Annotated in this window: 8 protein-coding genes; 1 reads left to right on the top strand and 7 read right to left on the bottom strand. The window is 69.3% G+C overall.

The genetic code is table 11. The features are described from left to right. Window positions 1–170 precede the first annotated feature (170 nt). Genes bcsD through mltA form a run of 3 tightly spaced genes read right to left on the bottom strand, consistent with a single transcriptional unit; the run spans window position 171 to window position 2,280 of the window. Window positions 171–728 (bottom strand): cellulose biosynthesis protein BcsD, encoded by a 558-nt coding sequence (bcsD, locus tag JHD63_RS21180; RefSeq protein ID WP_198972781.1) that lies wholly within the window; start codon window positions 726–728, stop codon window positions 171–173. Then, window positions 713–1,039 (bottom strand): hypothetical protein, encoded by a 327-nt coding sequence (locus tag JHD63_RS21175; protein ID WP_198972780.1) that lies wholly within the window; start codon window positions 1,037–1,039, stop codon window positions 713–715. Before JHD63_RS21175 ends, bcsD begins: the two co-directional genes overlap by 16 nt. 32 nt (window positions 1,040–1,071) lie before the next feature. Beyond that, window positions 1,072–2,280 (bottom strand): murein transglycosylase A, encoded by a 1,209-nt coding sequence (gene mltA, locus JHD63_RS21170; RefSeq protein ID WP_370590603.1) that lies wholly within the window; start codon window positions 2,278–2,280, stop codon window positions 1,072–1,074. 190 nt (window positions 2,281–2,470) lie between these two features. Between mltA and JHD63_RS21165 the strand changes: the two genes are divergently transcribed. Further along, window positions 2,471–3,124 carry an OmpA family protein gene (locus tag JHD63_RS21165; protein ID WP_198972778.1) on the top strand — a complete coding sequence of 218 codons (654 nt, stop codon included), beginning with the start codon at window positions 2,471–2,473 and terminating at the stop codon, window positions 3,122–3,124. Between the two features lie 19 nt (window positions 3,125–3,143). On the opposite strand, the gene JHD63_RS21160 is transcribed toward JHD63_RS21165, so the two are convergent. The 4 genes from JHD63_RS21160 to JHD63_RS21145 all read right to left on the bottom strand — a co-directional run. Further along, window positions 3,144–3,782 (bottom strand): response regulator transcription factor, encoded by a 639-nt coding sequence (locus JHD63_RS21160; RefSeq protein ID WP_198972777.1) that lies wholly within the window; start codon window positions 3,780–3,782, stop codon window positions 3,144–3,146. Window positions 3,783–3,795: 13 nt separating this feature from the next. Beyond that, a complete protein-coding gene (locus JHD63_RS21155; protein WP_198972776.1) occupies window positions 3,796–5,916 on the bottom strand; it encodes a two-component system sensor histidine kinase NtrB in 2,121 nt (706 codons plus the stop codon). Further along, window positions 5,913–6,743, bottom strand: a complete 831-nt coding sequence (locus tag JHD63_RS21150) for a carbon-nitrogen hydrolase family protein (RefSeq protein ID WP_198972775.1) — start codon at window positions 6,741–6,743, stop codon at window positions 5,913–5,915. The genes JHD63_RS21155 and JHD63_RS21150 overlap by 4 nt, the downstream gene beginning before the upstream one ends. Before the next feature lie 82 nt (window positions 6,744–6,825). Beyond that, the coding region (locus JHD63_RS21145; RefSeq protein ID WP_304952651.1) for a YhdP family protein at window positions 6,826–7,270 on the bottom strand (445 nt) is incomplete at its 5' end.

Raw genomic sequence — 7,270 nt, 5'->3', positions numbered from 1 at the left:
TGATCAGGTGCGCCATGTCGACCTTCTCGGGCAGTGACTTGCGGCTTCTCGCCATGGAATCCAGCCCTCCTTGTCTCGATGGAGGGGAATTATGCTTGTATTTTTTCTATGTGAACAGTATTGGGGCAAGCCGCCGAACTGCTTGAACAGATTGGCGATATCGTTTTGACTCATGATGGTGCCTGTTGCGGGGCGGCCGGCCGCGCCCATAGGTCCGCAGCACCCTGGCTGACCGGCGCGGGCCAGTGGAGTTCGATTCCGCCGGCATCGTCGAAGCCGCCGGCTTGCCGCACTTGAAGGTGGCCCGCGCCCGCCTGATGAAACCACTGCTGGTAGACACCTTCCAGGAATGCGGGCGACCAGCGTTCTGCATCGGATCCGAAGGCCGCCAGTAACGGCGTGCAATGTTGGCGAATGCGCAGATGGTGCGCCGACTCCTCCAAGGCGACCCACCCCCAGTCCAGCCCCACCCAGACACGCCCCATCGCCAATTGCAGGTCCCACAGCGTGTTGCACGAGCCCAGTTCGACGCCCTGAGCGAAACGCCCGCCAACGCGTCGCATCAGCGCCGCCATTTCTGGCTCTGCATACTGGACCCTGAGTTCCGCTGCGAACGCCTGGAGAAAACTCCGCCATTGGCGTGCGCATTGCGGACTGCTATCCCGATCCAGGACAGCTATCTGCCCCTTCAGCCGGACGTTACGGCGTGCCGCTACCGCTGACGGCAACGCGAGCGATTGCCCGGGACCAGGCCCTCGATCAGGGCCTCGCGGCCATCGGCGCCCAATCCGGTTGCGACCCGCACCTGCGGATTGCTGTAGACCGCCTGCGTGGGGCCGATGCCGCCGGCGTCGAGCAGCAGCATCTCGGTGCCCCGGAATCCCTGCAGGGTAACGCTCTCGCCCGCCACCAGCGTGAAATTCACGCCGTTGTCGCAGTGATAGGCCGTGCCGCGCGCAAACGGCCCGCTCTGCGCGCAGCCTGCCAGCACGGCAAGCAGCCCCAGCGCCGGCAGCGCCTGTGTCCAGATCCGGTTCATGGGTGCATCCTGATGAAGAAGTGGGCAGAACTCTACTTGGGCCAGAGCACCCAGAGCCGCAGATTCTGTTTCAGGCGCCCGGCGACTTCGCCTGCATCGGCGCCCCAGCCGGTGAAATAGTCGGCCCGCACCGCGCCGACGATGGCGCTGCCGGTGTCCTGCGCCAGCACCAGCCTCTGCAGCACGCGCTGCGGCCCCGGTGAGGCCATCCAGACCGGCGTGCCATACGGGATGCTCTGCCGGTCCACGGCGATCGAGCGCCCCGGCGTCAGCTCCACGCCCTGTGCGCCGCGCGGCCCGAAGCTCGCGTCCAGGCCCTCCAGCGGCTCCTCGCGGAAGAACACATAGCGCGGATTGGCCCACATCAGCTCGTTCAGTCGCTGCGGGTTCTGCGCCAGCCAGGCGCGGATGCCGGGCCAGGTGGCGTCGCGCGTCTGGCCAGTGGACAGCAGCCAACTGCCGATGCTGCGGTACGGCTGATCGTTGGTGCCGGCATAGGCCAGGCGCACCAGGCGCTGCGTGCCATCGGGCTCGGCCACGCGCAGCCGGCCCGAGCCCTGGATGTGCAGCACCATGGCTTCCACCGGATCGGCGATCCAGGCGATCTCGCGCCCGGCCAGCGCGGCGCGCGCCTCGGGCAGCGTGTCGATCTGCTGGCGCGTGAACCACGGCTTGCGCGCGCCCAGCCCGGCCGGTGCGCGGTACAGCGGCACCGTGAACTGCGGCGTCGGCAGGCGGCTGGCCGGGATCACGGGCTCGTAGTAGGCGGTGAGCAGGCCCTCGGCATTGCCGTCGCTCGACTCCACCCGGTAGGGCTGCAGGCGGGCCTGCATCCAGGCGCGCTGCTCCTCGGGCGCGGCGATGGAGAGCTGGCGGATGTCCCCGCAGAGCGCGGCGAAGGCCGGCGCCGGGCGCTCGCAGCTCTTGACCCAGGCATTCCAGGCCTCGAACAGCGCGTCGTCCTGGAAACCCGGCAGTTCGTCCCAGGACGCCGGCACCCAGCGGCTCTGCACCTGCGGCAGCGTGCCGGCGGGCCAGGGCAGGGGCCGCGCGACTGAGGCAGCGGTGGGAGAGGTTGGGCGCGGTGCGGGCGCCGGCGCCTGCTCCGGGGGGGGCGGCCGGGTCGCGCAGGCGGCGAGCGTTCCTACAATCGCCAGGATTGTCGCCACCCGCAGGAGTCTGTTTGTCATGGGCCTGATTTTGCTCGAAGCCTTGCTTGCGCTGGCGCTGCTGGTGTTCATCGTCTGGTGGACCATGTTCTCCGGCCGCAAGGATGAACCGCCGGAAGATCCCCCGCAGAAATAGGTGGCTTACATGGCGATACCTTTGCCCCGCGCGGCGGCTTCCATAATGGATTTGTAACAGGCTGCGCCTTACACCTGAGGTCTTCGGCAGGCCGTTCCCATCCATACGATCCAAAAGGAGCACACCATGCGAAAAGTCATTCTTGGAACTGCTATCGCCGCCGTCTTCATGGCTGGCTGCGCGGACATGACCATGAGCGATACGCAGCGCCGTACCGCGATAGGCGCGGGCGCCGGAGCGCTGGGCGGAGCAGTGCTGGGCTCGGTCACCGGCGGCAACGCAGGCACCGGAGCGGTCATCGGCGCGGGTGTGGGTGCGCTGGGCACCTACATCTGGTCGCAGCGCATGGAGCGCCAGAAGCAGGAGATGCAGGCCGCCACCCAGGGCACCGGAGTGGCCGTGACGCAGACCAGCGACAATCAGTTGAAGCTCGACATCCCGAGCGACATCTCGTTCGACACCGGGCGCGCCAACGTGAAGTCCGACTTCGCCCCGATCCTGGACCGCTTCGCCGTCGGGCTGCAGAACAACCCGGCCGCCACGGTGCGCATCATCGGTCATACCGACAGCACCGGCAGCGATGCGATCAACAACCCGCTGTCGGTCGATCGGGCCGCCGCCACGCGCGACTACCTGGCGATGCGCGGCGTGGACAGCCGCCGCTTCACCATCGAGGGACGCGGCTCGCGCCAGCCGATCGCCAGCAACGATACGGCGCAAGGCCGGGCACAGAACCGGCGCGTGGAGATCTTCGTGGGCGAGGCTGCGCCGCGCGGCTGAGTCCCTCGGCGCCTATCCCCTATTCCGCGGCGGTGCGCAGCAGGTTGGCCAGTTCCACCGCGGAGCGCACGTCCATCTTGTCGAACACACGCGCACGGTGCACTTCCACCGTGCGCACGCTGATGTCGAGCTGGTCGGCTATCAGCTTGTTGGGCAGACCCTCCACCACCAGCCGCATGACGTCGCGCTCGCGTTCGGTCAGGTCGGTGACGCGCGCCTGTACTTCCTTGGCGGCGCGGCGCCGTGCCAGCACTGCCGCTGAGCTGCGCAAAGCCTGCTCGACACGGTCGACCAGGGCGTTGTCGGAGAAGGGTTTCTCGCAAAAGTCGAACGCGCCGCGCTTGACGGCGTCCACGGCGGTGGGCACGTCGGCATGGCCGGTGAGGAAGATCACCGGCATGGCCGCGTGCAGGCCACGCGCCACGAGCGTATCGAACAGCGCCAGCCCGCTCATGCCGGGCATGCGCACATCCAGCAGCAGGCAGCACGGCTGCGCCTTGCCCGCGCCTTGCGGGGACTGCAGCATCTGCTCGAAGGCCATTGCGCTGGCGTAGGTCTCGCTCAGCAGCCTGCGCGAGCGCAGCAGCCACGCCAGGCCGTCGCGCACGCCGGCGTCGTCGTCCACTACAAACACTATCGCGTCGAGGCCAGGCTCCATCGGTGATCGGTTCTCAGGCCGGCTTCATGGCCGGCAGGGTGAAAGAAAAGACGGTGCCCGTCGAGGCGCCGGGCGCATGCGCGAGGAAGCCGCCATGCTGCTCGACCACGGTGCGGCACAGGCTCAGGCCCAGGCCCATGCCCTCGGGCTTGGTGGTGAAAAAGGGCGTGAAAAGCCGCGCCGCCACGTCGGCGGGAATACCGGGGCCATTGTCGGTCACCAAGAACTCGACCCAGCCGCCGTCCTCGCCCGCGACGGCGCGGCGCACGCCGAGTTCGAGCCGGCGGTCCAGCACGCCGGGCCGGTCCATCGCCTGCATGGCATTGCGCGCCAGATTGAGCAGCACCTGCTCGACCATGGTCCGGTCGCACAGCACGCGCGGCAGGCCGGACTCGAGTGTGCAGCGCACCTGCACGCCGAGCTTGCGCGCCTGCAGGTTCACCAGCGGCATGATCGCGTCGAGCAGTTCGCGCGCGCTGGTGGCCTCGCGCGCGTGCTCGCGCCGCCGCACGAAGTCGTGCACGCTGCGGATCACGCGCCCGGCCCGCTCGGCCTGCTCGGCAATGCGGCGCATGGCCAGTTCCAGGTCGGCCGAGACGGCCGGCGCGGCACCGGCGCCGGACAGCGGCGCGTACTCATGCCGCAGCAGGTTGATCGAGCCGGTGGCGTAGCTGGAGATCGCCGCCAGCGGCTGGTTCAGTTCATGGCTCAGCAGCGAGGCCATCTCGCCGACCGTGGCCAGACGCGCCGTGGCCTGCAGCCGTTCGAGGCTGGCGCGCGAGAGCTCCTCGATGCGGCGCTGCTCGCTCAGGTCGAGGAAAGCGCCCATCCAGCCGGTGTGCAGGCCCTGCGCGTTGATCAGCGGCGCTTCTATGATCAGCACCGGAAAGCGCGTGCCGTCCTTGCGCATGAACAGCGACTCATAGCCGTCGCGCGGCGGCAGTTCGCCGGCGAAGCGGTTGACCTGGCGCGTCAGGTATTCGTCCGCACGCTCGGGCGGCCAGTAGGGCGGCTCGCCGACGCGGCCCAGCAGTTCTTCGGCGGCAAAGCCCACCATCTTGCAGAAGGCAGGATTGACGTAGGTGATGCGCCCCTCGAGGTCGCGCGCGCGCAGACCGGTGACCAGCGAGTCTTCCATCGCCTTGCGGAACGCCAGCGCGTCGGCCAGGTCGCGTTCGGCCTGCAGGCGCAGCCGGTTGTCCTTGACCAGCAGCACCAGCACCGACACCAGCGCGATCGACATGAAGGTCACCAGCGCGGTCAGCACGTTGGGGAACAGGTTGGGCGCGCCGTGCCAGCTGTCCAGGCGCAGCACCAGCGCGCTGCCCGGCAGGTCCAGCAACTGCTGGGCGCTGAACTTGCGCGTGCCACGGCGCACCGCGCCATGCAGCGAGGCCAGGCGCGTGCCGTCGGCCTCGGTGAAGGAGATCTCCTGGTGGCGGCTGACCTGCGGGCCGATCAGGTCGGACAGGATCTCGGGCAGGCCATAGATCGCCACCAGGTAGCCATTGATGCGCGAGCCCCTGGTCAGCGGCAGGCACAGCTCCACCACCTCCAGCCCCAGGCCGTCTGCGCGCGGCACGAAATAGCTCGACGAATAGTTCGGCCCATTGAGCCGGCGCGCCGCGGCGCAGGTGAGCTGGGTGTCGGACGATGCCTGCAGCTCCTGCTCGGGCGCATCGAAGGCCATGGTGCGGTAGGGGGTGTCCGCATGCGCAAGCAGGCGCAGGCCGGCATCGCGCCATTCGAGCCGCATCAGCTCGCGGTGCGCGCGCAGCACCTGCGCGGCTGCGCCGCCCCACTCCGCCGGCAGCGGATCGCTGGCCTGCAGGGCCTGCAGGCTCTGCACGTTGCGCGCCAGGCCGCTGCGGATGTCGGACACCGCGTCTGCGGCGTCGCGTTCGATGCGGCTCTGCAACTGGCTGGCCTCGTAGCGGCCGGCCAGCCAGACCAGGATGACCAGCATCGCCACCACCAGTACCGCCAACAGCAGCCACAGCGACCAGCGCCGCCATGACCCCTGCAGGCGCCAGGACAGCCGCCACAGCAGGCGCGCAAGACGCCCCAGGGCCGGCTCCGGGCCCGGGCCGGCCTCGCCGGGCCCGGCGCCTTCGGGCGGCGGCGCAGCGCTCATAGCCGCCGGTGCTCTAGCGCCGGCAAGCGCGTGCGCAGGACGCGCAGGCGCCCGGCATCCAGTTCGGCCAGCACCACACCCGCCCCCTCGGCGCGCTCGGCCAGCACGCCGCCCCATGCATCGACCAGCATGCTGTGGCCCCAGGTGCGCCGGCCGTTCTCATGCCGGCCGCCCTGGGCCGCGGCGCAGACATGGGCCAGGTTCTCGACCGCGCGGGCGCGCAGCAGCAGCTCCCAGTGCGCTTCGCCGGTCACGTAAGTGAAGGCGCTGGGCACCAGCAGCAGATCGCAGCCTTCGCGCGCGTAGTGGCGGTACAACTCGGGAAAGCGCAGGTCGTAGCAGACCGACAGCCCGATGCGCCAAGCATGGCCGTCGCGCGAGGGCAGCACGAAGGATACGGGCGCGGCACCGGGCACCAGCGTGCGCGCCTCGTCGAACGCGGTCTGCCCGTCGTCGAAGCAGAACAGATGCATCTTGTCGTAGCGCGCGGCGCAGCGGCCGTCGGGCGTGAACACCAGCGTCGTATTGTGGGCGCGCGCGCTGCTGTCCACGGCACCATCGAGAGAGATCGGCAGCGTGCCGCCGACGATCCAGAACCCCAGCTCGCGCGCGGCCCGCGCCAGGAAGCGCTGGATCGGACCGCTGCCGTCGGCGCGCTCCTGCAAGGCCAGCTTGTCGGTGTCGCGCCGGCCCAGCAGGCAGAAGTACTCGGGCAGCACGGCCAGTTCGGCACCGGCCGCGGCGGCCTCTTCCAGCAGCGCGCGGGCGCTGCGCAGGTTGGCGGCCAGGTCGGTGCCCGACACCATCTGGAGAGCGGCGACTTTCATCGTTTTTTCCTTCTGGGTTCTTCAGGGTGCGCCGCCGGCGATGCCAGAACGCCAAAGCGCCAAGCCTGGGAAGTGGTCCACATCATGGCGGATTGCCATCCCGTCCCAATCGCTGACGCCCGGTGAGCTTGTCGATCTTCGGGTCGGTCCACGTGCCGGTGATGTGGAACTCCTGCGTGGCGGCCTCGGTCAGCGGGCCGCGCAGGAACACCTGCGCAAGAAAAGTCCCCAGGCCGACCGCGGGGTTGATCACAGCGGCCACCAGCGAGGCCGTTCCCGCGTTGATCTCGGGCACGACCACCACGCGCAGATTCTGCGTCTCGTGCACCAGGTCGGCCTGCCCGTCCATCAGCACCGCCGCGTTGACGCCCTTCATCTGCAGGTTGTTGGTATGGGCGTTGCCCTGTTCGATGCGCACGTCGCCGCGCACGAAGTCGAAGGCGAAACCCTCGCTGAACACGTCGCGGAAGTCCAGCGTCAGCCGGCGCGGCAGCGACTGCAGCGACAGCACCCCGAGCAGCTTGGCC

The sequence above is a fragment of the Xylophilus sp. ASV27 genome, assembly GCF_016428875.1.
In the GTDB taxonomy this organism is placed as follows: Bacteria; Pseudomonadota; Gammaproteobacteria; order Burkholderiales; family Burkholderiaceae_C; genus Xylophilus.
The sequence above is the reverse complement of the archived record's forward strand: the minus strand, read 5'-3'. Positions and strand labels throughout refer to the sequence as shown.